This is a genomic window from Frankia sp. CcWB3 (genome assembly GCF_977927595.1).
Window position 1 is genome coordinate 1 of record NZ_CDWRCK010000031.1, and the last position, 23,491, is coordinate 23,491.

Below are 23,491 nucleotides of genomic sequence, written 5' to 3' on the forward strand. Positions count from 1 at the left end.
CGTCCCACCTCCACCAGGCACTGAGCACGCCCCGCCGGACCCGGGACCCCGCGGGACCGGGACCCCGGGGACCGGTACGGGCCCGGTGCTCAGGACGCGACGATGCCCAGTGCCCCCACGGCCGCGGAAATCCTGGCCGCGTCCCCGACGAGCACCGTGATCAGCTTTGCCGGGGCGAGCAGGCCCGCCGACACCGCCTGGATGTCGCCCACGCCGACCTCGGCGAGGGCGCGCGGGTGATCACGCAGGTACTCGACCCCGATCCCGGCCCCGGCCAGCGCCGACAGCGTCGAGGCGAGACCGGCGGCGGTCGCACTGCCCAGTGCCAACGTGCCGACGGCGTATTGGCGGGCGGCGTCGAGCTCCTCCTCGCTGGGCGGTAGAACCGCCATCCGCCCGAGCTCGTAGAAGATCTCCAGCAACGCGGGCCCGGTCACCTCGGTGGCGACGTCCGCGGCGACGGTGAACCGTGACCCCGCCTGGTAGTGATCGATCGAGCTGCGCGGGGAGTAGGTGTAGCCCTTGTCCTCGCGGATGTTGTTGACCAGCCGGGAACTGAAGTAACCACCGAAGATGGTGCTCGCCAGCCGCTGCGCCGGGTATCCGGGCGCGGAGCGGCCCAGGGCCGGTCCGCCCAGCCTGATGTTGGTCTGCACGGCACCCGGACGGTCGACGATGACGATCGGGCCGGTGGTGAGGGCCGGGACCGGCGGGACGGCCCGCGCGGGCCCGCCCGTCCAACCGCCGAGCGCGGCGGAGACCGCCGCGAGAGCACGCGGCGCCGACACGGCCCCGACCAGGGTGAGGATCGCGGCGGCCGGGGAGATCCGTTCGGTGTGCAGGGCCCGTACGTCCTCGGGGCCGACCTGTCCGACGGTCTCCGGCTCGGCGATGCCGATGGCGTAGGGGTGGTCACCGAAGAGCCGGCCGAGCAGCGCCTCCCGAGCAATGACCGCGGGCTGGCTGCGGGCCATCGCCGTGTCCTCGACGATCCGGTCGCGTTCGCCGGTGACCTCGTCGTCCGGGTAGGTGGCACCGAGGAGCACCTCGGCCATGATTCCCAACAGGGGTTCGAGGTTCACCGCGAGGGCGGAACCGACGATGGACAGCCGGTCGGCGTCGACCCCGGTCGACAACGATCCGCCCAGGCGCTGGACCTCGGTGGCCAGGCCCACCCGGTCGAAGCGGTGTGATCCGGTGAACAGCGTCTCCGCGAGCACCTCGGCCCGGGCCTGGTGCACGGCGCCGACGCCGGCGAACGGGATCCGCAGCCGCACCTCGACCAGGGGCACACTGGCCCGCTCCACCACCAGCACCCGCAGACCGTTGTCGAGAGTGTGGTCGCTGACAGCCGGCAGCTCCGCCGGGACGGTCGGGCGCACGGCCGGGATGACCGCCGCCCGGGTGGTCGTCGAGCTCAGCGCGCTGCCGCTCATGAGGCGGCGCCGGCACCCAGCTCCAGGACCGAGCGGCCCTGGTCGAGAAGCGCCCGGGCGGCCGCGGCGACGGCCTCCCCGGTCACCGCGGACAGTTCCGCGGGCAGTTCGTTCACCAGCTCGGGACGTCCCCGTTGCAGTTCGTGCACAGCCATGGCGAGTGCCCGTCCCAGCGCGTCGTCGGACTCACGCAGCAGCGAGGACGCCACCCGCGCCTGCACCCGCTCCAGCTCGCCGTCCGCCAGGCCCTCACCCGCCAGCCGCGCCAGTTCCTCGTCGACGGCGGCGAGGACGGCGTCCGCGCTCGCGTCCTCGGACTGGCGGGCCTCCAGGGTCAGCAGCAGCGGGTCACGCTGCTCGAACGGATCCCCGAAGGTGCCGAGGTAGGTGCTCACCCCGATGACCGAACGGTCCTTCTGCACCAGGCGGCGTTCGAGCCGGCTGGCGTCGCCGTCGCTGAGGATCTCGGTAAGCAGGTAGTAGGACAGGTAGGTGGACAGGTCGTCGATCGGGTCGGGCACCCGGTAGCCGACCGCCAGGGCGGCGCGCGGCGCGAGCGGGTCGGTGAGCACCGCCCGGCGCTCGGTACTCGGCACCGGCTCGGCGAAGCTCACCCGCGTCGGCACCGAGCGGGCGGGGATGTCACCGAAGTACCGGCGGACGAAGGTAAGCGTCTCCTCCGGGTCGATGTCGCCGACGATGGTCAGCACGGCGTTGCCCGGTGCGTAGTACTTGTCGAAGAAGTCCTCGGCGTCGTCCAGGCTCGCGGCCTCGAGCTCGGAGAAATCCCCGTAGCCGTTGTGGGCGTTCGGGAAGGTGTCGAACGCGACCGGCGGCAGCTTGATCCAGGGAAATCCCCCGTAGGGGCGGTTCAGGACGTTGACCCGGATCTCCTCCTGCACCACGGCGATCTGGTTGTCCAGGTTCTGGCGAGTGATCTTCGGTGCCCGCATCCGGTCCGCCTCCAGGAACAGGGCCAGTTCGAGCGCCCCGGCCGGGAGCAGCTCGAAATAGTCCGTGTAGTCCGGGTGCGTCGATCCGTTGAAGATTCCGCCGGCGGCCTGGACGTGCTTCGGATGCTCGGCCTTGCCGACGTTCTCGCTGCCCTGGAACATCAGGTGCTCGAACAGGTGAGCGAATCCGGTACGGCCCTCAGGCTCGGATCGGAACCCGACGTCGTAGTGCACCGAGACGGCCACCACCGGCGCGGTGTGGTCGGGGGCGAGCAGCACGCGCAGGCCGTTACCGAGCCGGGTCCGCTCGATCGGATAGGAGGATGCCGGCAGGGCCGACTTCATCGCGGTGGACGCGGCCGGGCCGGGTTCTCTAGGCGGGGACACAGTTGCCAACGCTACTGCCCGGCGGGCCGCGCCGGTGGCGAAGAGGACACCCATCCCAAGTCATGGCCACGGGAGGCCGTGCCACGGCCCGCCCGGAGCCGATTCCGCCGGCCGCCGGCGACGATCACGGGCGGCCCCGCCCAGACGACCACGGGCGGCCCGCCCAGAGGACGAGGTGCGGGAGATTGCGACTGTCGGGCGGCAAACTGTTCCCATGGGACAGTTTCCAGCCGGGCTGAGCGAGATCCTCACCGCCGAGTTCGACGCTCTGGGTGAAGAGATCATCGCCGCGATCGCCCGGGAGGTTCCCGCCTACGCGCGCCCGCTGGAAGGCAAGTTCGGCCATGAGGTGCGCCGCGGAGTCGACGAGGCGTTGTTCCGCTTCCTCAGCCTGGTCGAGGCCGGTCCCCACTGCACTCTCGACCTCGCCGCCAGCCGGGAGGTCTATGTCCGTCTCGGCCGCGGCGAGGTGTACGCGGGACGGTCGTTGGACAACCTGCTGAGCGCCTACCGGGTGGGCGCCCGCGTCTCCTGGCGCCGCCTCGGGGAGGCGGCGGCCCGCCGCGGCGGGCTGGACGGCCCGGCGCTGGTGTCCCTCGCCGAGATGATGTTCGCCTACATCGACGGCATCTCCGCGGCCTCCGCCGAGGGCTACGCGTCCGAGCAGTACACCGCGGCCGGTGAACTGGAGCGGCTGTGGGACCGGCTGGGCGAGATGCTGCTGTCCGGCGCGACCGGCGGGGCGATCGCGCAGGTCGCCCGTTCCGGCAGCGTGCGGCTGCCCGGCCGGCTGGCCGCCGTGCTCGTCCCCGCCCCGACCGGCTCCGCGGCCACCCACCCGGCCGGCCATCCGGGCACCCACCCGGCTGATAGCGAGGGCAACCACGAGGCCGACCCCTGGGCAGGCTCGCTCCCCTCCCGGTTGCCCTCGGGCTGCCCGCGCGCCGTGCAGGGGGGAGACATCTGGATGTTCGTCGGCTCGACCGAGCGGGCGGCCACCCGGGCGGCACTGGCGAGACAGCTCGCCGGGCTCGCCGCGGTGGTGGGACCGGCCGTGCCGTGGGGGCAGGCGGCGGCGAGCGCGGCGCGGGCGAGGTTCGCCTGCGATGCCCGGAGCGCCGGGCGGCTTCGCGGCATCGCCGCGGCCGACCCCCTGTTCACCGACGAACATCTCAGCGCCCTGCTGCTGGCCAGCGACCCCGGGCTTATCACCGACCTTGCGTCCCGCCGGCTCGCTCCCCTCGACGGGCTGCCCTGCCGGACCAGGGAACGGCTGGCCGAGACCCTCCTGCACTGGCTGACCCTGCGGGGTCAGCGCGGGCTGATCGCCGAGCGGTTGCACATCCATCCGCAGACCGTCCGCTACCGGGTCAACCAGCTTCGCGAGCTGTTCGGACCATGCCTGGAGGACCCTGACACCCGCTTCGATCTCGAACTGGTGCTGCGCGCCGGGGCTGCCGAGGACGTGGCCACCGACCCGGTGAGTGCCGCGGTCCGCGAGGACACGGACGAGGGCCGGGGCCCGGGCTCCCGCCGTCTCGCGGCGGTGCGGGGTCGGTCACCCGGGCCGTGACGGACCTCGCATCCGATACGGTCCAGGCGTGCGGCTGGGCTCCTTCAACATCATGCACGGCCTGTCGCTCACGGATGGGACGGTCGAGCCCGCCCGCTTCGCCGCGGCCGTCTCCGCTCTCGACGTGGACGTCCTCGGGCTCCAGGAGGTCGATCTCGACCAGCCACGATCGGGTGGGCTGGACCTCGCCGCAGAGGCGGCGGCGGTGATCGGAGCCGGCGACGACGACTGGCGGTTCGTCCCCACCGTCTTCGGCACGCCCGGCGTGGGCTGGCGGCCGGCTGACGGGCAGCGCCGGGACGACGAGCCAGCGTACGGCATCGCTCTGATCAGCCGGCTGCCCGTCCGCGAGTGGCGGGTGATCGACCTCGGCCGGGCGCCGGTGCGGTCCCCGATCGCGATACCGGGGGGTCCGGGCAGGCGGGGGCATCTGATCATGCTCGACGACGAGCCGCGGGCCGCGATCGCCGCGCGGGTGGAGTCGGCCGGGGGCCCGCTGACCGTGGTCAACACCCATCTGTCGTTCGTGCCGGGGTGGAACGCCGTGCAACTGCGCCGGCTGGCCCGCCGGCTCGCGGACGTCCCGGGACCGCTGGTCCTGCTGGGCGATCTGAACCTGCCCGGCCGGCTACCGGCCGCGCTCACCCGCTGGCGCCGATTGGCGGTGACGCCCACCTACCCCGCGCACTCCCCGCGGGTGCAGCTCGACCATGTGCTGGCCCGCGGGCCGGTAGGCAGGATCATCGCCGTGCAGGCCCGCCGCGTGCCCATCTCGGATCACCTGGCGCTGTCCGTCGACCTCGCCGACCCGCGGGCCTGACCCGCGGCGGGCCCGGTGCTCGGACTCGCGAGCAGGTCAGCGAGCTCCTCCTCGGACAACGTCGGGGGCCGGGCAACGGCGCCGGTGCGCACGTACAGGAAGGCGGCGTCGACCGCGCTCGGGTCGACGCCCCGCAGCCGGGCCCAGGCCAGCCGGTAGATCCCGAGCTGAAGATCGTCGGCATCGGACCGGCCGGTCTTCCAGTCGACCACCTCCCAGCGACCGCCGCCGAGGTCGTAGACGGCGTCGATGCGACCGCGCACGATCCGCCCGGCAAGGCGGAGCTCGAAGGGTTCCTCGATCGCGAACGGCCGCCGGGCACCGTACTCGGTACGCAGGAACGCCTGCTGCAGCGAGCGCAGATCGTCGTCGGTGAGCTCCGCGTCGGCCGCGCCGGGCAGATCCTCGGTGTCGATCAGTGCACGGTAGTCGAAGATCTCCTCAACCCAGGCGTGGAACCGGGTGCCGCGCCGGGCCGCGGCCACCGGACGGCACGGCAGCGGCCGGACCAGCTCACGGGCGAACGCCTCCGGGTCCGCGCGCAGCCGGACGATCTGGGACGCGGTGAGGCTCGCCGGCAGGGCGACATCGGTCCGCGCGAGGCGTGCCGCGCGTTCCTCGGCGAGCAGCAGCCGGGCCTCCCGGTCGAGCTCGGCGAGCAGGGCGCGCTCGGCCGCCGTCATCCCGGCCGGATCGTCGACGAACGGTTCCCCGGCCGGATCGTCGACGAACGGTTCCCCGGCCGGTTCCGCCGACGCCCCCGGTACGCTCAGCGCGGCCAGCCGCGCCATGACCCCCTCGGCCGCGGCGAGGCGCCGGGCGTACGGCTCCGGCTCGTAGGGGATCGGCCAGGCGAACCGTTCCGGCGTCGCCAGCGCCGGGTTGGTCCGCTCCGCCGGCTCCGGCGCCCAGACGTCGACCCGCCCACCGCCGGTGCGGGCGTGCTCGGCGAGCTCGTCGAGGAACACCGAGGCACCGCGTGGGGTCTTCTGGGTGGGTCCCCACCAGTGCCCGCTCGCGAACAGCAGCGACTTCGCCCGGGTGACCGCGACGTAGGCGAGCCGGCGTTCCTCCCGCTCGGCGTACTGACGGGCATCGGCCCGGAAAGCGTCCAGGGCGGCCTTCTCGGCGGAGACCGTGAACGCCGGCAGATCGTCGGTGTCGCCGCGCAGCGGGATCGGCAGCACGCCCGGGGAGGTGGTCCACTGGTCGCGCACGGTCAGGTCGGGGAACACCTTGCTGGTCAGGTTCGGGACGGCGACGACCTCCCATTCCAGGCCCTTGGAGCGATGCATCGTCATCAGGGCGATCGCGTCGGCCCCGGACGGCCCGGCGACGTCGAGACCCCGCTCGTGCTCCCGCGCCGCCCGGAGGAATCCGAGGAACGCGGGCAGGGAGTTCGTGCCGTCGGGATCGGTGAAGCCCGCGGCCACGTCCAGGAAGGCCGCGACGTTCTCCTGGCGCCGGGCCCGCACCGCCACCTCGGTCGCCGTGAGCTCCACATCCAGCCCGATCGTCGCGACCACTCGGTGCAGCAGGTCGAGCAGGCCCTCGCCGACGTGCCCACGCAGCGCGGCGATCTCGGCGGCGAGCCGGCGCACCCGGGCGCGCCCCGGCGCGGACATCTCCGGCCCGGGGTCGTCGAGGACGTCCGACAGGGCGACGACGTCGGCGGGGTCGACGTCGGCGACCGCCTCGGCGAGTGGATCGGACCGTCCCGGCAGGTCCGGATCGCCGACCGGGTCCGGGACCCGCGCCGCCTCGCGCGCGTGGCGGCCGAGCGCGGCGAGATCCCGGGGGCCGAGCCGCACCCGCGGCCCTGTGAGCAGCCGGACGAGCGCGGCGTTCGCCGTCGGCGAGTCGAGCACCTCCAGCATGGCCACGATCTCGGCGACCTCCGGGACGATGAGCAGCCCGGTCAGCCCGACGACCTCGACGGGCAGCCCGGCCGCCTGCATCGCGGTAAACAGCGCGGGGATGTCGCCACGGGCCCGGACCAGCACGGCGATGCCGCCGGGAGCGGTGCCGGCGTCGACCACCCGGCGGAGCTGGTCGGCGATCCAGGCCACCTCATCGGCCCAGCTGACGTGCAACGCGACCACCGCCTCGCCCTGCTCAGCCACGTCGGGCCGCGGGCGGAGCTCGACGACGCGGTGACGGGCCCGCAGCTGTGCGGCGACGGTGTTGGCGAGGCGGAGCAGCCGGCCGCCGCTGCGCTGGTTCACCGACAGTTCGTAGACGGCCGCGGGCGTGCCATCGGCCCCGGGGAAGTGCGTGGGGAAGTGGTCGAGGTTCGCCACCGATGCCCCGCGCCAGCCGTAGATCGCCTGACAGGGGTCGCCGACGGCGGTGACCGGATGCCCGCCGCCGAACAGGCCGGTGAGCATCCGCCGCTGGGCCACCGAGGTGTCCTGGTACTCGTCAAGCAGGACGACACCGGCCCGCGCCCGCTCGGCCCGACCGACCTCCGGCATGGTCTCGGCGAGCCTCGCGGCACAGGTGACCTGGTCACCGAAGTCCAGGACGTCGCGTTCCCGCCGGGCCGCCCGGTACTCCGCCACCAGAGCGGCCAACTCCCGGCGCCCCCGGGCTGCGGCCGCGCACCGGCGCAGCTCCCGGCGGACGCCCCGGGTGCCCCGCCGCTGCTCGGCGCGCCGCAGCGCCGCGTCGATCTCGGCGAGCAGCGCGCCGTCGAACGCGACGAGGCCCGCCGGATCGACCAGGTGCTCGCTCATCTCGGCGTCCAGCGCGACGAGCTCGCCGACGAGCGCGCCCAGCGAACGTGTCAGCGCCTCCACCTTCCCGCCGTGGGAACGGGCGACCCGGGCGGCGAGCTGGTAGCGGGCCGCGCCGGAGATCAGCTGGAGGTCCGGCTCCAGCCCCAGCCGCAGGGCGTTGTCGACGACCAGCCGCCCGGCGAAGGCATGGTAGGTGGCGACGGTCGGCTCCCCGTCCACCTTGCCGTCCGCGGCCGGTCCACCCGGGCCCGCCCCGGCCGACGCCTTGCGCAACGCCAGCCGCACCCGACCGGACAGCTCCGCCGTCGCCTTCGTCGTAAAGGTCAGTCCGAGCACCTGGTCGGGCCGCACCTGCCCGGTGGCGACGAGCCAGACCACCCGCGCGGCCATCACCGAGGTCTTGCCGGATCCCGCGCCCGCGATGATGACCCCCGGTTCGAGCGGAGCGGTGGCCGCGGCGATCTGCTCGTCGGTGTACGGGACCTCCAGCAGGTCGCGCAGGTCATCCGGGTCGAGCCGGGGACCGGCGACGCCGCCCGCCGGGTCACCGTCGACGCCGCCGTCGAAACCGGGCAGGAACGGCTGGCGGGGAATCGTCACGTGGGCGCCCGCGCCCGGCTGCTCCACCCGCGGGTTCACTCGACCACCTGACGTCCCTCGGGCCGCGCGGAGCAGCTCGTCTGGAAGGTGCACAGCGTGCAGTGGTCGCCGGGCGTCGGCCGGAACGCCTCGGCGTCGATGGTGCGCACCGCCGCGTCGAGCACCTCGTCCATCCAGGTCGCGCCGTCGGGAGGCAGCGCATCCTGGGCCTGGACCTCCGGCGGGCCAGGCCGCTCCCCCGGCAGCCGCGGGCCGGCCGCCGCACCGCCGGCATCCCGCCGGAGCTGGACGAGCTCCGCCCCGCCAGGCACCGGCCGGGGCTGATCCGGCGCCGCGGCCGCGAGCACATCGTCGAGCGCGCCGGCCCGCACGGCGAGCTGATAGCTGCCCAGCTGGGGGTGGGTGGCGAGCTCGGCAGGAGCGACCGCGGTCCGACCGGTCTTGAAGTCTATGACGTGGACCCGGCCGGCCTCGTCCAGTTCGAGCCGGTCGATGAATCCGCGCAGCTGGACGTCCCGCCCGGCGACCCGCAGGTCGCAGGAGAACCTGACCTCCGCGTCGATCACGCACCGACCGCGCTCGGCGGCGTGCCAGTCCAGGAAGCGGGCGAGCGCCTCGCGGGCGGCCGCGCGCTCCTGATCGGAGCGCCAGCGGGCGTCGAAGTCCAGCTGCCGCCACACCGTGTTCAGCCGGGCGTCGAACGCGGCGAGGTCGGCCGGGGTCCGCCCGGTCGTGACCTCGTCCGCCAGGGCGTGCACCACCTTGCCGAATCCCTGCGCGGTCGAGGCCGGGGTGACCGCGTGCGCCTCGTGCTCGAGGAACCACCGCAGGGAACAGGCGCCGATGCTCGACAGCGACGAGCCGGACAGCCGGATCGGCCCGGCCACCGGGACGACAGGAATATCCGACGTGGTGGGGTCGAGCAGCCCCCACCAGGTGTCCGGGTGCGCGGCCGGCACCAGGGGCCGGCCCGCCTGGTCCCGTGCCGCGGCGAGCGCGGCGAGGCGGGCCTGCGCGGCGGAGCGCATCGCGGGGCTCGAGCCCGGTTCCGTCGCCAGCCGGCGCAGGGTCGCGACCAGGCCGACCAGGGTGAGCGGCCGGACCTGGCGACCGGGCACATGCTCCACCGCTACACCCAGTTCCTCAAGGAAGCGGCTCGGCAGGCTGCCGTCGTCCTCGGGGCTGTTCACCGCGGTGACGATCAGCCGGCGCCGCGCCCTGGTCAGTGCGACGTAGAACAGCCGACGTTCGTCGGCGAGCAGGTCCTGGCGGGTCAGCGGCGGGCGCAACCCGCCCCGGGACGGCGCGTCGAGCTGCTCCGCGCCGAGCAGCGAATGCCGCTCCCGCAAGTCGGGCCAGGTGCCGTCCTGCACTCCGCAGACGGCGACGACCTCCCATTCGAGCCCCTTGGCGCGATGGGCGGTCAGCAGCCGCACCCCGCGGCGGCGCACGGACTCCCCGGCCGGCTCGAGGACGTCCCCGGCGATCTGCTGGCGGGTGAGCTCCGCGACCAGGGAGGCGACGCCACCGCCCGGCCCGCGCCGCTGGCCCAGCCGGGTGACGGCATCGAAGAGCGCCACGACGGCGTCGAGGTCACGGTCGGCCGCGCGCCCGGCGGCGCCCCCGGCCGCCGAGGCATATCGCAGCCGCGCCGGCCACTCGCTCGCCGACCACAGCGCCCACAGGGCGTCCTCCGGGGCGCCCGAGGAGTCCCGCAACGCCTGACCGGCCGTCCGCAGCAGACCGCCGACCCGCCGGACCGGCCCGGCCAGGTCGTCGGGGATCGTCGCCAGCCAGTGGTCGGGCTCGGCGATCGCCGCCCGCAACAGCTCCGCCGACGGCGCCGGATACTCGGACCCCGCGTCGCGCTCGAAGGCGCGCAGCGCCCGGCCCAGCGCCCGCAGCCCGGCCGGGTCCGCTCCACCGAGCGGCGAGGTGAGCAGGGTGCGCGCCGCGTCGACGGTGAGCGCCCCGGCCGGATCCTCCGCGCAGCGCAGCGCCAGCAGGAGCAGGGCGGCGGCCGGCTCCTGGGCGACCGGCAGGTCGTCACCGTCGACGCTGACCGGAACGCCGGCGGTGGCCAGCACGCGGCGCAACCGGCCGATCCGCTCGGCCGTGCGGACCAGGACCGCCATCGCGTCCCAGGCGACGCCGTTCTCCAGATGCTCGCGACGGAGCAGGTCGGCCACCGACTCGGCCTCCGCGCCAGCGCCCAGGAACGTGCGGGCCTGCACCTGGCCGGCGTCGGCGTCGACGCGCCCGACGAGGTCGCGGTGTGCCAGGATCGCGGCCGCCGGCAGCCCGGCGGCCGGGATTCGCCGGGCCACGTGCCGGCTCGCCGCCAGCGGGGCCGGGGCCATCCGCCGACAGCGCCGCAGCGCGACGATCGGCGCCGGCTCGCCGTCAAGGCGGAGGAACCGGGCCGGGAAGCCCAGCAGGCCGGCGACCTCGGCCCCCCGGAAGGCGTAGATCGACTGGTCTGGGTCGCCCAGCACGACGAGGTTGCCACCACCGCCGGCCACCGCCCCCAGCAGGCGTTCCTGAGCCGGATCGGTGTCCTGGTACTCGTCGACGAAGACGTGCCGGTAGCGCCCACGCAGCCAGGCGCCCCCCTCGGCACTCTCGGCGACGACCACGGCCCGGTGGACGAGATCGGTGTAGTCGACCGCCCCCTCGAACCCGAACACGTCGAGGTACATCTCGTAGAACTCGGCGAGGGCGGCCCAGTCCGGGCGGCCGGTACGCCGGGCGAGCTGCGCCAGCGCGACCGGTTCGAGCCCGACCTCGCGGGCGCGGGCCAGCAGCGCCCGCACCTCCTCGGTGAAACCGCGGGTGCGCAGGCAACCCACGAGCGGCTCGGGCCAGACCGGCCGGCCGTCCTCGCGGGAACCCTCAATGAGATCGCGCAGCCAACTATCCTGCTCCGGGCCGGACAGCAGCCGGAGCCCGCCCGGCGGGGCCGGCCGCTCGTGCGCGCGCAGCAGCGCCAGGCACCAGGCGTGGAACGTCCACGCCCCGGGACCTCCGCCGGCCCCGCCCTCGGCACCGAGCCGTGCGATGATCCGCTCCCGCAGCTCGCCGGCAGCTCGCCGGCTGAAGGTGAGGACCAGGATCGACCGCGGATCCGCCCCGGCTTCGATCCGCGCGGCGACCGCCTCGACGAGCGTGGCCGTCTTCCCGGTGCCGGGCCCGGCGAGCACCAGCAGCGGCCCGCCGCCGTGCTCAACCACCGCGCGCTGCGCCGCATCCAGGACGAGCGGGCGCGGCGGCGCGACCGGGGCGGCGACCAGCCGGTAGCCGGGACGCGGGGCGGCGGGTGCGGGGGCAGGAAGGACGACCACGGGCAAAGCACATCACGTGGGTCCGACAACTCCGCCGACTCCGCCGGCCCCGCGGTGTGTCGACGACCGGGACACTCGGTCATCACCGGGACACTCGGGGACCGGGACACTCGGGGGACCTCTCACGCGTGCGCGTCAGGACGTGGCAGTGTCCTCAGTCATGACCGAGTGCAGCGACAAGGTCGCGCTCCTGACCGGGGCGGGATCCGGCATCGGCGCCGCCTGCGCCCGCCGACTGGCGAGAGCGGGCGCCCGGGTCGTCGCCACCGACCTCGACGCGCACGCTGCCAAGGAGGTGGTGGCGACGATCGAGGACGGTGGCGGGGAGGCGCTCGCCCTGGAGGCGGACGTCACCGATCCCGACTCGCTCGAACGCGCCGTCCAGGTCACCGTCGGCACCTTCGGACGGCTGGACCTGGCAGTGAACAACGCGGGAGTGAGCGCGGGGCGCGAGCCGGTGGAGACCACCCCGGCACAGGACTGGCAGCGGGTGCTGGACGTCAACCTCTCCGGCGTCTTCTACAGCATGCGGGCCGAGATCACGGCGATGCTGCGCAACGGCGGAGGCTCGATCGTCAACATGGCCTCGGTGCTCGGGGTGGTCGGGTTCGCCGGGTCGGCGCCCTACGTCGCCGCGAAGCACGGGGTCATCGGGCTGACCAAGACGGCCGCCCTGGACTACGCCACCCGCGGCATCCGGGTGAACGCGGTGGCGCCGGGCTTCGTGGACACCCCGCGGCTGCACGCCGACGGCCGGCCGCGGCGCGGAGCCGCGCTGTTCTCGCCGATCAACCGACTGGGCACGGTCGACGAGGTGGCCGAGGTCGTCGTCTTCCTGCTGTCCGACCGGGCCTCCCTGGTCACGGGCAGCGTCTATCTGGCCGACGGCGGCATGGCCGCCCGCTGACCGGGCCCGCGGGCGGTCAGGCCGGAGAACCGTCCCACCGGGCCGCGGCGAGATCGACCCGGTCGCCTCCGGGGCGCAGCGGCGTCCGGTCGGCGACGAGCCGGCGCAGGGCCTCGACCGGTGCGGCCGGGTTCGGTTCCCCGGTCGCCCGGATCACCCGGTGCCAGGGCACCTCGTCGCCGAATCGGGACAGCACGGCTCCGACCGTGCGCCCCGACCCGGCGCCGACGTACTCGGCCACGTCACCGTAGGTCATCACCTTGCCCGGCGGGATGCGCGCCACCGCGTCCAGCACCTCGAGGGCGTGCGGACCCGGCGCGCCGCCGAGCGAGATCCGGGTACCGAGCCCGGCGGAGAGGCTCGCCGGCGGCGCGTCACGCCGGGCCCGCTCATCCAGGCTCCCCGTGGCTCATCCAGGCTCCGTGGCTCGTCCGGCGCTCAGTAGACCGGCAGCGACTTGTCGACCTGGGTCGCCCACGCGGTCACGCCACCCTGGACGTGCACGGCCGAGGAGAAGCCGGCGCCCTTCAGCGTGGCGAGCGCGTCGGCCGAGCGCACCCCGGATTTGCAGTAGACGACCACCCGACGGTCCTGCGGCAGTTCGGAGAGATGCGCGGGCAGGTCCCCCTTGGGGATCAGGCGCGCGCCGGGGATCCGGACGATCTCCCACTCGGCCGGCTCACGGACGTCGACGAGCTCGATCGGCTCGTCGGCGTCCAGCCAGCTCTTGAGCTCGCCCGCGGTGATCGTCGAGCCGGCGGCGGCCAACTGCGCCTCTTCCGAGACCGCCCCGCAGAACGCCTCGTAGTCGATCAGCTCGGTGATCGACGGATTCTTCCCGCACAACGGGCACTCCGGGTCCTTGCGGACCTTGATCGACCGATAGGTCATCTCCAGGGCGTCATACACCATCAGCCGACCGACCAGCGGATCACCGATCCCGGTCAGCACCTTGATGGCCTCGGTGGTCTGGATGGAGGCGATGGAGGCGCACAGCACACCCAGCACCCCGCCCTCGGCGCAGGAGGGGACCATGCCGGGAGGCGGCGGCTCCGGGTAGAGGCAGCGGTAGCACGGTCCGTGCTTAGCCCAGAAGACGCTGGCCTGGCCGTCGAAGCGGTAGATCGAACCCCAGACGTAGGGCTTGCCGAGCAGCACCGCGGCGTCGTTGACCAGGTAGCGGGTGGCAAAGTTGTCCGTGCCGTCGACGATGAGGTCGTACCCGCTGAAGATCTCCATGACGTTGGAGGCGTCCAGCCGGGTCTCGTGCAGGACGACGTTCACGTACGGGTTGATGTTGCGAACCGAGTCGCGGGCCGACTCCGCCTTCGAGCGGCCGACGTCGGACTGGCCGTGGATGATCTGACGCTGCAGATTCGACTCGTCGACGGTGTCGAACTCGACGATGCCCAGCGTCCCGACGCCGGCGGCGGCCAGGTACATCAGCGTCGGCGAGCCGAGGCCACCGGCACCGACCGCCAGCACCCTGGCGTTCTTCAGCCGCTTCTGGCCGTCCACGGCGACATCCGGAATGATCAGATGTCGAGAGTACCGGCGGATCTCATCGACGGTCAGCCCCTCGGCGGGGTTGACCAGGGGCGGAAGGGACACGCTTGCTCCTCGCGTTCGGTGTCGTCCTTCGACGATGCCACAGCGCGACGCGGCCTCGCCGGTTTTGGGCCATCCGCCGGGAGGTCCCTCATCGCGGGTGCATATCGGGCATCGCGACGGTCAGCCCTTCAGTACAGCGCACGGCGTCCCCGGAGTGTTCCCTCGGCCGCCACGGGTAGACCTCTTCCGAACCGCCGCACATACAGGGAGGAGTTGAGTGCAGTGTCCTTCACTGACAAGGTCAGGAACAAGGTGCAGGAGCTCCGCGGGCGGACCAAGGAACAGGCCGGCAAGGCCACCGAGAACCGGGACCTGCAGGCGGAGGGCCGGGGAGAACGCGGCGTCGCCGACCTCAAGAACGCCGGGGAGAAGGCGAAGGACGCCTTCCGTCGCTGACCGCCCGGTACCCACCGGCCCCACGGCAACCAGCCCCACGGCACCTAACGGACCTGTTCCCCGCCGCCACCTGCCCCCGGCTCCCGCGCCGGGGCCGCTCCTCAGGTCCTCAGGCGGATCGCCGCGTCGGGGGCGTCTTCGAGGTCGGCGTCCTTGAGGCCGTCCTCGAGGAGGTGGTCTTGGCCGCGGAGGTCTTGGCGGGCGGCGTCTTCGTGGCGTTCGTCTTCGCGGTGCTCTTCGTCGAGGACGGCGTCTTCCGGGCGGTCGACCTCGTGCCCGGGGCCGACGAGGCATCCTTGACCGAAGAGGTACGGCCGCCCCGCCGCCCATCGGGCCCCTTGTCGTCGGGTACCCTGCCGGTGACCCCGGCCGCCGCCTTGTCGGTAACCCCGGCCGCCGCGGGCCCCGCGTCACCACCTGCCACGGCCGCACCACCAGCCACAGCCGCTTCGCCGGGCCGTCCGGCGCGGGCGGCGGCGATGCTCGCGCGCAGCGCCGCCATGAGGTCGCCGACCGGCTCGCCGGCCAGCCCGCCCGGCGAGGCCACAACCTCGCGACCGGCGACCTTCGCGTCGATCACGGCCTGCAGGGCCTCACGGTAGTTGTCGGTGTACCTGGTGGGGTCGAAGTCGGCTGCCAGGGTGTGGATGAGCGAGGCGGCCACCGACAGCTCCTGCGGGCGCACCGCGATGTCCTCCTCGAGGAACGGAAAGTCCGGTTGCCGCACCTCGTCCGGCCAGACCATGGTCTCCAGGACGAAGACGCCGCCACGCACCCGGAGCGTCGCGAGCTGCTCGCGTTGCCGCAGGGCTATCTTCACCAGCGCGACACGGCCCGAGGCGGCCAGCGCGTCGCGAAGGAGAACGTAGGGTTTGGCGCCGGTGCGGTCGGGCTCGACGTAGTAGCTCTTCGCGAAGTAGATCGGGTCGACCTGCTCCAACGGGACGAACTCCAGCACGTCGATCGCCCGGGAGGTGGACAGCGGGAGATTCGCGAAGTCCTCGTCGGTGAGTACGACGGTCTCCCCGTCCGGCAGCTCGTAGCCCTTGGCAATGTCGGCGTAGTTGACCTCGTCCCCGTCGGCCTCCGCCACTCTCCGGTATCGGATACGAGACCCATCTGACCGTCTAACCTGGTGAAACGCGACATCCCGTTCCTGGGTCGCCGAGTAGAGCCTCACCGGGATGGACACCAGGCCGAAGGAGATCACGCCCTTCCAGGTCGCACGCATGTTCGCCCCTCACGTCACGTACCCCTATGGTGTCCCACCGGAAGCCCACGAGTAAGCCAGACAGGCGAAAAGCTTGAACCTATCAGCAGGCGAAAATCTCCAGGGCACCAGCCGCCCTGGAGACACGCCGGAGAACACCGATGGCCGGCGGGGGATATATGTGCAGGAGGGCGGAACGTACCCAGGACGGGAAGCCTGGTGCGAGCGGGGCACGGAGCCGGGAACGGCGCGGGAGCCGGGAGTGGGATGAGTGACGGACACCACCGCCACGTCCGTGACGAGGCCGGCCCGGCCGATGGCGCGTGAGGACCACCCGTTCCGGGAACATCGCGATCCGGACCCTGGACAGGTTCGGATCGTCCATTTCCGGCGCCCGTCCCAGCGGGTCGCCGTAACGACGAGCGCAGGAGGACGTCCCCATGGGAGCACCCACCGACCTTCCGGCATCCGATCTCCCGATCGAGGCGCCCGACGCCGACGCCGTCGAGCAGGCCCGGGAGATACGTCCGGCCGACCCGGCGCCGCGCTGGCTACCTTCGGCACCACCCGTCGAGGCCGACGAGTACGACGTCGTCGAGCAGAGCATCGTGGTCGAGACCGACGAGGACGACGACTACCGCTGACCCGACTACCGCTGACCCGGCGCCACCCCGCGCGAGCGACGGGCAGGCCGGCTGGTTCCGTTTCGACGAACGCCGGCCGGTCGGACCCCGCGGGTACTGTTGACCGCATCAACCAGGAGGTGCGCCATCAGCCAGGAGGTGCGCCGGTGACCGCCGAGCCAGCCCCGCCCGACACACGACCGGGCAGGGCTCCCCGGCTCCCCCGCACCGCGCGCCGCTTCCAGCTTCTGGGAGCCGCCCGCGAGGTCTTCGTCGCCCAGGGCTACCACGCAGCGGCGATGGACGAGATCGCTGAGCGGGCCGGCGTCAGCAAACCGGTGCTGTACCAGCACTTCCCCGGCAAGCTCGAGCTCTATCTCGCGCTGCTCGACGAGCACGCCACCCAGCTGGTGACAAGCGTCCAGGACGCGCTCGCCTCCACCTCGGACAACCACGCGCGCATCGCCCGGTCCATCCGAGCGTACTTCGACTTCGTCAACGACCCCTCTGGGGCGCACCAGCTCGTGCTGGAGTCGGACCTGCGCAACGAGCCCGCGGTCCGCCAGCGCATCGAGACCGCCTTCGCCCAGTGCGTGCGGGCCATCGCCGCGACGATCGTCGCCGACACCGGGCTGCCCCAGGACGAGGCCGACCTGCTCGCGGTCGGGCTGGTCGGGCTGGCCGAGACGGCGTCGCGCTGGTGGCTGGTCCGCGGTGCCACCGTGGAAAAGGAACGGGCCATCGAGTCGATGGTGGAGCTGGCCTGGCGCGGCATCGGCGGCTACCCCCGCCAGGAGCACCGGGATGCCACGCGCACGAACACGGAGCCGCACGAGGAGGTGCCCCCCACCGGCTGACGTCGTCCGGTGTACCGGGTGTACCGGGCGAGCGTTTGTCGGGTGAGCGGGTGTGCCCGGAGCGAACACGCCGCCCCTGCCGCGGTGGAGAAGTCCCGGAAGCCATAGTGTGGGCGGTGATTCAAGATCGGCGGCTCTCGTCCGCCGGCGGTAGGTCCGACGAAGGCGGAGGTCATCGGGTGGAGGTCAAGATCGGCGTCCGGCAGGTCAGTCGGGAGCTGGTGCTGGAGAGCAGCCAGTCCCCGGAGGCTGTCGCCGCGCTGGTGAATGAGGCGGTCAAGGCCGACAACGGGGTGCTGACCCTCGTCGACGACAAGGGCCGGCAGGTGATAATGCCGATCGCGTCGCTGGCCTACGTGGAGATCGCCGCGACCACGACCCGACGGGTGGGCTTCGGCGCCGTCTAGGTCCCGGCCGACCACCGGCAGCGGGCCGGCGGCCGGCCCACCGGGGAGCCGACCGGCGTCGCCGCGCCGGTCGGCGGGCCCGGATCAGGCGGACAGGCCCAGCGACGCCATCCGCCGGCCATGCGCCGACATGATGCGGTTGAAGATCGCCGCCAGCGCCTCCAGGTCGCCGACCCCGACCAACAGCCCGGTGAGCGCGTCGCGATCGACTCCGACCCGCTGGGCCTGCGTGAGCGCCTCACCGACGAGCCGACGGGCCCACAGCGCCAGCCGCCCGGCCACCGTCGGGTTGGCGCTGATCGCCGCGCGCACCCGCTCGACCGCGAAGGCTGCGTGCCCGGTGTCGTCGAGCACCTTCAGAACCAGTTCGCGCGACGGTGACGGAAGCCGCGCCGCGATCTCGCGATAGAAGTCCGCCGCGATGTTGTCCCCCACGTAGGCCTTCACGAGGCTCTCCAGCCAGTCGGCCGGAGCGGTCGAGTTGTGGAAGGCGGTCAGTGGCGCGATGAACGGGGCCATCGCGAGCTCCCGGTCGACGCCGAGCCGGTCCAGCTCGTCGCTGATGGCCTGGAAATGGGCGAACTCAGCGGCGGCCATCTTCGCCAGGGCGATCTTGTCGGCAACAGTCGGTGACATCCGCGCGTCGGTGGCCATGCGCTCGAAGGCGGTCAGCTCGCCGTAGGCGAGCAGGCCCAGTAGATCCACGGTCGCCTGATCCACGGTCGGCGCGGGTCCGGCATCCGGGGACGGGGGCACCCGATTGTCAAAGTCACCTACCTGACCGGGGGTGGTGATGGCGATGGGTGTCGCCGGGCCGGCCGGAGTCCGTGTCGTCTGTGCCACAGGCGCGATTCTGACACCCGCCGCAGTCGCTGTCGGCAAACACTCCTGCTAAGGAGCCCCCACCCGGGGTTACACCGGCTATACTGGGGAGTAGCCAGGGGTCGTTATGTCACCTCGGCCGCCGTGTAGCAGGCGTCGCCTCGTCACCTGTGCACCCAGAGTTGCCATCGAGGGCACCGGGGCACATGATTTTCGGGTCGCGGGCGCCGCGCGGCTCACCGCGAGCGGGTTCAGCGTAGACACCGCTCAGAGAAGACCAGGAGCGTCCCGCTGTCCGTCACAGCTGAAGTACCCACGGATGATCTAACTCCCTACGAGCCACAAACCGCCCCCTCCACCCCCGGGTCCCCGGCGGCGCCGACCTTCGCGGAGCTCGGCGTGCGCGCCGAGACCGTCTCGGCGCTGACCGAAGCGGGCATCGTGCACGCTTTCCCCATCCAGGAGCTGACGCTCCCACTCGCCCTGGCCCGCAACGACATCATCGGGCAAGCCCGCACCGGCACCGGCAAGACCCTCGCGTTCGGCATCCCGGTGGTACAGACGGTGCTGGCGGCCGAGGAGGGTGCCGACGGCCGTCCACAGGCCCTCGTCGTGGTGCCCACTCGTGAGCTGTGCGTCCAGGTGACCGCGGACGTCACCCGCGCCAGCGCCCGCCGTGGCCTGCGGGTGCTGTCCGTCTACGGCGGGCGTGCCTACGAGCCGCAGTTGTCCGCGCTGCGCGCCGGGGTCGACATCGTCGTCGGCACGCCCGGCCGCCTGCTGGACCTCGCCCGCCAGCACGTGCTCGACCTGGCCAGCGTCGGCACCCTGGTGCTCGACGAGGCCGACGAGATGCTCGACCTCGGCTTTCTGCCGGACGTCGAGCGCATCATGTCGCAGCTGCCGACCGAGCGGCAGACGATGCTGTTCTCCGCGACCATGCCCGGCCCGGTCATCTCCCTGGCCCGGCGGTTCATGAAGCGGCCCGTGCACGTCCGCGCGGAACAGCCGGACGAGGGGCGCACGGTCCCGACCACCCGTCAGCACGTCTTCCGCGCCCACGCGCTGGACAAGATGGAGGTGCTGGCCCGGGTCCTGCAGGCCGGCGGCCGGGGGCTCGCCATGGTGTTCGTACGGACCCGGCGCACCGCGGACAAGGTCGCCGAGGACCTCGCCAAGCGCGGCTTCGCGGCCGCGGCGGTGCACGGCGACCTGGGCCAAGGCCAGCGCGAGCAGGCGCTGCGCGCCTTCCGCTCCGGCAAGATCGACGTCCTGGTCGCCACCGACGTGGCCGCCCGGGGCATCGACATCAACGGTGTCACCCACGTGGTCAACTACCAGTGCCCCGAAGACGAGAACGTCTACCTGCACCGCATCGGCCGCACCGGTCGGGCGGGCGAGAGCGGGGTGGCCATCACCTTCGTCGACTGGGACGACCTGCCGCGGTGGACGCTCGTCAACAAGGCGCTCGCCCTGCCGTTCGACGGTCCGGTGGAGACCTATTCCACCTCTCCCCACCTGTACGAGGCGCTCGGCATCCCGGCGGGCGCGAAGGGCACCCTGCCGCACGCGGCGCGGACCCGCGCCGGGCTCGCGGCCGAGGACATCGAGGATCTCGGGGAGTCCGGCCGCGGCGGGCGCCGCGGCTCGCGGACCGGGCGTGACCAGGACCGTTCCGAGCCGGCGGCGGTGCCGACCCGGACTCGCGCCCGTCGGCGCACCCGCGGCGGTGGTGCGGCGGCCGCGGCCTCGGGGCTGGCCATCGCCGCGGACCCGGCGGACCCGGTCGACGAGGACGGCCGGAAGGCCGGCCCACCCGTGGTGGACGGTGCCGGGCAGACCGGGCTGGTCGAGTTCACCGGGACCGCCCCGCTCACCGACACGGACACCGACACCGCCCGCGTCGTCTCCGCACTGGCCTCGGAGACGGGCGTCGAGGCCGAGGAGTCGCCCCGACGCCGGCACCGGCGTCGGGGCGACCGTGGCCGCGGCACGGGCACGATGCGGGAGGCCGGCGACGGTACCGAGGCCGCGGCCGACGCGCCGCCTCGAGCCGAGTCGGCCTGACACCCCGGCGGCCCCGCGTACCCGCGGGTGTCGCCGGCCCGCGGGTGTCGTCAGCCCGCGGGCCGAAAATGCAGACCCAACCGGACCCAGCTCAGCCGCCGGCACGAGGGACAGCGCACCAACGAGGGATGCCGGAGTCGGACCAGCGGTAGATGGACGCTCGGCGTCAGGACGCGCAGCGCGTGCCAGGCGCCGAGGGAGCTGGTCTGCCCGCATCGGGAGCAGCTGACGGTCAGGCTGGTGTTCGGCGGTGTCACGGGGCGAACGCCGCTATACAACGCACGCTTTCCATGCGCGTCCCGACCCACCGTCGATCTCGCGCGGACCGGAGTGATCACGGGAGCTCGGGTGCCACGCGGACGCAGCCGGTCGAACCCGGCCGTCGCCCGGTCCTGCGCCTGTCCCGGCGCCTGTGTCCCGCCCGGCACCCGGCCGGGTGTCCACCCGAGCTCGTTCACCGTCGACTCACACCCGCACCTCTCCGGCGCAGGCCGGTTCGCCGACCTGCGCCGGTGGGCGGGAATGGTCCCGCATGCCCACGGGCCGGCCGTCCCCCTCCCGAGGGCGTTGCCGCCGACCGGGCGAGGTGGTCCCCGGGCCGTCAACGGTTTCGGCGGCCTGCCCAACCGCGGTCCCGGCAGGGTCAGCGATGCCGGCGATGTCAGCGATGCCGGCGGCCGTGCCCACCCCCGCGACCCCGGCGATGGCCCGGGCATGCGACCGGTAGGCCTCGGCCCCCTTGGAGCGCCGTGCGGTCGTCAGGATGGACCGCCCCGTTCCCGGCGCCTCGGCGAAGCGCACCGAGCGGGCTACCGGCGGCGCCAGCACCGCGATGTCGTACCGGGCGGAGACGTCGGCGAGCACCGCCCGGCAGTGCGCCGTGCGACCGTCGAACAGGGTCGGCAGCACGCCGCGGACCCGCAGGCCGGGATTGGTCAGCCGCTGCACGTCGTGCACCGTGTCCAACAGCTGGCCGACGCCGCGGTGGGACAACGTCTCGCACTGCAGCGGCACGATGACCTCGTCCGCCGCCGTCAACCCGTTGATGGTGAGCACGCCCAGGGAGGGCGGGCAGTCGATGAGGATGAAGTCATACTCGTCGACAATCTCGGCGAGGGCGAGCCGCAGCGCGTGCTCCCGCCCGGTGCGTGACAGCAGCACCGCCTCACAACCCGCCAGCTCGATGGTCGCGGGCAGCAGATCGGTGCCGTCCGGTGTCCTGGTGATGATGATGCCGGCGGACAACCGTCCCAGCAGGACGTCGTGCACCGACAGTTCGAGGGCATCCGGATCCAGCCCGAGCGAAAAGGTCAGACATGCCTGTGGGTCGAGATCGACCAGCAGGACCCGACGGTCCAGCTCGCACAGCGCGGCACCGAGACTCGACACGGAGGTCGTCTTGGCAACGCCGCCCTTCTGATTCGCAACAGCGAGTACTCGGGCCACACCGATCAGTGTGGGGGCGTGGCCGATCCGTCACAACACTTGACGGGCGAAAAGCTCGACGCGCCCCCGAGGCCACTCTGCAATCACCCTAAGTCGGGCACCGACCAACCATCCGCAACACCGGTAGATCCGGGCGTACCACTCGTCTCATCCGGGGTGCGCCGCCGGGCGCGGGTCAGCTCGAGGCGGGGGCGGCAGTCTGCACCACCTCGAACGACCACAGCGTGGCCGCGGTGGCCGCGGGGGCACCCTGCCCCCCCGCCGGGGCCCCGTGGCCCGCGGGAGCGCCCTGACCGGCCGCAGCCTGCCGGTGGCCCTCGCCGAACGCCTGCAAGGACTGCCACTTCTGGAAGTCCTCCTCGCTACGCCAACGGGTGTAGACGAGGTAGGTGTCCGTGCCCTCGATCGGGCGCAGCAGCTCGAACCATTCGAACCCGTCGGCCTGCTCCACCATGCCGGCGCGGCCGGCGAACCGCTTCTCCAGGGTGTCTCGCAGCTCCGCGGGCACGGTCAATACGTTGATCTTAACAACGCTCATGTCTTCAACCGTAGTGCGCGGGATCCATCACCGCGCCGCTAGAGTCCCCCGACGTGCCAGGTCTTCCCCGTGCCGCCGTCCTCGGTCTCAATGCCGCCGGAACCGCCGCGACGATCACACTCGCCGACGGTGGGCTGATCGTCACCGCGTTCTCCGACGGCCCCACGCCGCCGCCGTCCCTCGCCGAACTCGCCACGCACGGTCTGACTGATCGTGTCGTCGCCGTTACTCCTAATACGTTACGCCTGGTCGGAGCCGCCACGCACGGTCCGCCTTTTGAGGTGCACGGCGGTCCCCACCCGGGTAACGAGGCACGCCCGGGTGACGCAGCCCACCCACTCGGCGTTTTCGAGGCCGTGGTGCTCACCGGCCCGGCGGCGCGGCTGGGTCCGGCCGGGACGGGCTCGGCCCGTTTCGGCGAGGTCTTCGATCTCGAGGTTCCCTGGCTGTTCCATGTCGCGGGTCCCGCGCAGCTCGCGGCTGCCCAGGCCCGGTGGATCGGGGAATACCTGCGCGGGCGGTACACGCCGCCGTCGCCCGATGAGATGGCCGCTCGCCCGCGACTGGCCGGCCGATCGCTGCGCGGCGGGGCACACGGTCAGCTGGCATCGCTGGACCGGGAGCTGCGCGCGGGGCATGCCCGGGCGGCCGAGGCCGGCTACCCGATGCCCCAGCCGCCTGGGACGACCCTCAACCCGGGATAGCCGGGGTGAGACGGGCAAGCCGCTCCGCCGCGGACTCCAGGGTCGTGAGTTTCTT

19 protein-coding genes are annotated in these 23,491 nt (G+C 73.1%); 9 read left to right on the plus strand and 10 right to left on the minus strand.

Annotated elements, in window-relative coordinates:
• Positions 1-89: 89 nt before the first annotated feature.
• Together ACY5KJ_RS04440 and ACY5KJ_RS04445 are read right to left on the minus strand one after the other, a co-directional pair.
• Entirely contained in the window at positions 90-1,436 is a 1,347-nt protein-coding gene (locus tag ACY5KJ_RS04440) for a M16 family metallopeptidase (RefSeq protein WP_462202839.1), read from the minus strand.
• Positions 1,433-2,734, minus strand: coding sequence for a M16 family metallopeptidase (locus ACY5KJ_RS04445; protein ID WP_462186509.1), 1,302 nt, complete (start codon positions 2,732-2,734; stop codon positions 1,433-1,435). Before ACY5KJ_RS04445 ends, ACY5KJ_RS04440 begins: the two co-directional genes overlap by 4 nt.
• Before the next feature lie 256 nt (positions 2,735-2,990).
• Between ACY5KJ_RS04445 and ACY5KJ_RS04450 the strand changes: the two genes are divergently transcribed.
• Together ACY5KJ_RS04450 and ACY5KJ_RS04455 are read left to right on the plus strand one after the other, a co-directional pair.
• Positions 2,991-4,349 carry a helix-turn-helix domain-containing protein gene (locus tag ACY5KJ_RS04450; RefSeq protein WP_462202840.1) on the plus strand — a complete coding sequence of 453 codons (1,359 nt, stop codon included), beginning with the start codon at positions 2,991-2,993 and terminating at the stop codon, positions 4,347-4,349.
• A 28-nt stretch (positions 4,350-4,377) separates the two neighbouring features.
• Complete coding sequence (locus tag ACY5KJ_RS04455; RefSeq protein WP_462186495.1) at positions 4,378-5,169, plus strand: endonuclease/exonuclease/phosphatase family protein; 792 nt, start codon at positions 4,378-4,380, stop codon at positions 5,167-5,169.
• Here the strand turns inward: ACY5KJ_RS04455 and ACY5KJ_RS04460 are convergent.
• Together ACY5KJ_RS04460 and ACY5KJ_RS04465 are read right to left on the minus strand one after the other, a co-directional pair.
• The gene (locus ACY5KJ_RS04460; RefSeq protein WP_462186496.1) at positions 5,127-8,546 is read right to left on the minus strand and encodes an ATP-dependent helicase; all 3,420 of its coding nucleotides are present in this window, start codon (positions 8,544-8,546) and stop codon (positions 5,127-5,129) included. The genes ACY5KJ_RS04455 and ACY5KJ_RS04460 overlap by 43 nt on opposite strands.
• Positions 8,543-11,848 carry an ATP-dependent helicase gene (locus tag ACY5KJ_RS04465; RefSeq protein WP_462202841.1) on the minus strand — a complete coding sequence of 1,102 codons (3,306 nt, stop codon included), beginning with the start codon at positions 11,846-11,848 and terminating at the stop codon, positions 8,543-8,545. The genes ACY5KJ_RS04460 and ACY5KJ_RS04465 overlap by 4 nt, the downstream gene beginning before the upstream one ends.
• A gap of 160 nt (positions 11,849-12,008) precedes the next feature.
• On the opposite strand from ACY5KJ_RS04465, the gene ACY5KJ_RS04470 reads away from it, so the two are divergent.
• The gene (locus ACY5KJ_RS04470; protein WP_462202842.1) at positions 12,009-12,755 is read left to right on the plus strand and encodes an SDR family NAD(P)-dependent oxidoreductase; all 747 of its coding nucleotides are present in this window, start codon (positions 12,009-12,011) and stop codon (positions 12,753-12,755) included.
• A gap of 16 nt (positions 12,756-12,771) precedes the next feature.
• On the opposite strand, the gene ACY5KJ_RS04475 is transcribed toward ACY5KJ_RS04470, so the two are convergent.
• Together ACY5KJ_RS04475 and moeZ are read right to left on the minus strand one after the other, a co-directional pair.
• Entirely contained in the window at positions 12,772-13,038 is a 267-nt protein-coding gene (locus tag ACY5KJ_RS04475; protein ID WP_462186499.1) for an MGMT family protein, read from the minus strand.
• A gap of 155 nt (positions 13,039-13,193) precedes the next feature.
• Entirely contained in the window at positions 13,194-14,366 is a 1,173-nt protein-coding gene (gene moeZ / locus ACY5KJ_RS04480; RefSeq protein WP_462186500.1) for an adenylyltransferase/sulfurtransferase MoeZ, read from the minus strand.
• A 222-nt stretch (positions 14,367-14,588) separates the two neighbouring features.
• Between moeZ and ACY5KJ_RS04485 the strand changes: the two genes are divergently transcribed.
• Positions 14,589-14,762: a CsbD family protein gene (locus ACY5KJ_RS04485; protein ID WP_462186501.1), complete on the plus strand. Its 174-nt coding sequence runs from the start codon at positions 14,589-14,591 to the stop codon at positions 14,760-14,762.
• A 109-nt stretch (positions 14,763-14,871) separates the two neighbouring features.
• On the opposite strand, the gene ku is transcribed toward ACY5KJ_RS04485, so the two are convergent.
• Positions 14,872-15,993, minus strand: coding sequence for a non-homologous end joining protein Ku (gene ku / locus ACY5KJ_RS04490; RefSeq protein WP_462186502.1), 1,122 nt, complete (start codon positions 15,991-15,993; stop codon positions 14,872-14,874).
• Between the two features lie 419 nt (positions 15,994-16,412).
• On the opposite strand from ku, the gene ACY5KJ_RS04495 reads away from it, so the two are divergent.
• From ACY5KJ_RS04495 to ACY5KJ_RS04505, 3 genes are all read left to right on the plus strand, one after another.
• A complete protein-coding gene (locus ACY5KJ_RS04495) occupies positions 16,413-16,616 on the plus strand; it encodes a hypothetical protein (RefSeq protein WP_462186503.1) in 204 nt (67 codons plus the stop codon).
• Positions 16,617-16,762: 146 nt separating this feature from the next.
• Positions 16,763-17,452, plus strand: a complete 690-nt coding sequence (locus ACY5KJ_RS04500; protein WP_462186504.1) for a TetR/AcrR family transcriptional regulator — start codon at positions 16,763-16,765, stop codon at positions 17,450-17,452.
• A 179-nt stretch (positions 17,453-17,631) separates the two neighbouring features.
• Positions 17,632-17,859, plus strand: a complete 228-nt coding sequence (locus tag ACY5KJ_RS04505) for a DUF3107 domain-containing protein (RefSeq protein ID WP_011438181.1) — start codon at positions 17,632-17,634, stop codon at positions 17,857-17,859.
• Between the two features lie 84 nt (positions 17,860-17,943).
• Here ACY5KJ_RS04505 and ACY5KJ_RS04510 read toward each other — a convergent pair whose 3' ends face one another.
• Positions 17,944-18,615: a ferritin-like fold-containing protein gene (locus ACY5KJ_RS04510; protein WP_462186510.1), complete on the minus strand. Its 672-nt coding sequence runs from the start codon at positions 18,613-18,615 to the stop codon at positions 17,944-17,946.
• Positions 18,616-19,080: 465 nt separating this feature from the next.
• On the opposite strand from ACY5KJ_RS04510, the gene ACY5KJ_RS04515 reads away from it, so the two are divergent.
• Positions 19,081-20,748 (plus strand): DEAD/DEAH box helicase, encoded by a 1,668-nt coding sequence (locus ACY5KJ_RS04515; protein WP_462202843.1) that lies wholly within the window; start codon positions 19,081-19,083, stop codon positions 20,746-20,748.
• A 465-nt stretch (positions 20,749-21,213) separates the two neighbouring features.
• Here ACY5KJ_RS04515 and ACY5KJ_RS04520 read toward each other — a convergent pair whose 3' ends face one another.
• The gene (locus tag ACY5KJ_RS04520) at positions 21,214-22,194 is read right to left on the minus strand and encodes a ParA family protein (RefSeq protein ID WP_462202844.1); all 981 of its coding nucleotides are present in this window, start codon (positions 22,192-22,194) and stop codon (positions 21,214-21,216) included.
• 175 nt (positions 22,195-22,369) lie between these two features.
• Positions 22,370-22,732 (minus strand): antibiotic biosynthesis monooxygenase family protein, encoded by a 363-nt coding sequence (locus ACY5KJ_RS04525; RefSeq protein ID WP_462202845.1) that lies wholly within the window; start codon positions 22,730-22,732, stop codon positions 22,370-22,372.
• Positions 22,733-22,785: 53 nt separating this feature from the next.
• On the opposite strand from ACY5KJ_RS04525, the gene ACY5KJ_RS04530 reads away from it, so the two are divergent.
• Positions 22,786-23,436: a hypothetical protein gene (locus ACY5KJ_RS04530; protein ID WP_462186508.1), complete on the plus strand. Its 651-nt coding sequence runs from the start codon at positions 22,786-22,788 to the stop codon at positions 23,434-23,436.
• Positions 23,437-23,491 lie beyond the last annotated feature (55 nt).

Coding starts and splice junctions, on each gene's coding strand:
- ACY5KJ_RS04440 (WP_462202839.1), bottom strand. CDS start 1,436: ATGAGCGGCAGCGCGCTGAGCTCGACGACCACCCGGGCGGCGGTCATC.
- ACY5KJ_RS04445 (WP_462186509.1), bottom strand. CDS start 2,734: ATGAAGTCGGCCCTGCCGGCATCCTCCTATCCGATCGAGCGGACCCGG.
- ACY5KJ_RS04450 (WP_462202840.1), top strand. CDS start 2,991: ATGGGACAGTTTCCAGCCGGGCTGAGCGAGATCCTCACCGCCGAGTTC.
- ACY5KJ_RS04470 (WP_462202842.1), top strand. CDS start 12,009: ATGACCGAGTGCAGCGACAAGGTCGCGCTCCTGACCGGGGCGGGATCC.
- ku (WP_462186502.1), bottom strand. CDS start 15,993: ATGCGTGCGACCTGGAAGGGCGTGATCTCCTTCGGCCTGGTGTCCATC.
- ACY5KJ_RS04495 (WP_462186503.1), top strand. CDS start 16,413: ATGGGAGCACCCACCGACCTTCCGGCATCCGATCTCCCGATCGAGGCG.
- ACY5KJ_RS04525 (WP_462202845.1), bottom strand. CDS start 22,732: ATGAGCGTTGTTAAGATCAACGTATTGACCGTGCCCGCGGAGCTGCGA.